General features: G+C 68.4%; 1 protein-coding gene. It reads left to right on the forward strand.

Annotated features, from left to right (window positions below; translation table 11 throughout):
* Position 1 precedes the first annotated feature (1 nt).
* Positions 2 to 1,052 (forward strand): flavodoxin-dependent (E)-4-hydroxy-3-methylbut-2-enyl-diphosphate synthase (ispG, locus tag FHS37_RS38770; RefSeq protein WP_229890372.1); only part of this gene is annotated, 1,051 nt, incomplete at its 3' end.

Below are 1,052 nucleotides of genomic sequence, written 5' to 3' on the forward strand. Positions count from 1 at the left end.
GATCCAGGTCGGGTCGGTGGCGGTGGGCGGGGACGCCCCGGTGTCGGTGCAGTCGATGACGACGACGCGTACGTCGGACATCGGTGCGACGCTGCAGCAGATCGCGGAGCTGACCGCGTCGGGCTGCCAGATCGTGCGGGTGGCCTGTCCCACGCAGGACGACGCGGACGCGCTGGCGACGATCGCCCGCAAGTCGCAGATCCCGGTGATCGCCGACATCCACTTCCAGCCCAAGTACGTCTTCGCCGCGATCGAGGCGGGCTGCGCGGCGGTCCGGGTCAACCCGGGCAACATCAAGAAGTTCGACGACCAGGTCAGGGAGATCGCCAGGGCGGCCCGTGACCACGGCACCCCGATCCGCATCGGGGTGAACGCCGGTTCCCTGGACCGGCGGCTGCTGCAGAAGTACGGCAGGGCCACCCCGGAGGCGCTGGTGGAGTCGGCGCTGTGGGAGGCGTCGCTGTTCGAGGAGCACGACTTCCGGGACATCAAGATCTCGGTGAAGCACAACGACCCGGTCGTGATGATCGAGGCGTACCGGCAGCTGGCCGCGCAGTGCGACTATCCGCTCCACCTGGGGGTGACCGAGGCGGGTCCGGCGTTCCAGGGGACGGTCAAGTCGGCGGTGGCCTTCGGTGCGCTGCTCTCGCAGGGCATCGGTGACACCATCCGGGTCTCGCTGTCGGCCCCGCCGGTGGAGGAGATCAAGGTGGGCATCCAGATCCTGGAGTCGCTGAACCTCAGGCAGCGGGGTCTGGAGATCGTGTCCTGTCCGTCCTGCGGGCGGGCCCAGGTGGATGTGTACAAGCTGGCCGAGGAGGTCACCGCCGGTCTGACCGGTATGGAGGTGCCGCTGCGGGTGGCGGTGATGGGCTGTGTGGTCAACGGTCCGGGTGAGGCGCGGGAGGCCGACCTCGGGGTCGCCTCCGGCAACGGCAAGGGGCAGATCTTCGTCAAGGGCGAGGTCATCAAGACCGTTCCCGAGTCCAGGATCGTCGAGACGCTGATCGAAGAGGCGATGAAGCTCGCCGAGCAGATGGAGAAGGACGGCG

The sequence above is a fragment of the Streptomyces griseomycini genome (assembly GCF_014203535.1).
Lineage (GTDB): Bacteria > Actinomycetota > Actinomycetes > Streptomycetales > Streptomycetaceae > Streptomyces > Streptomyces griseomycini.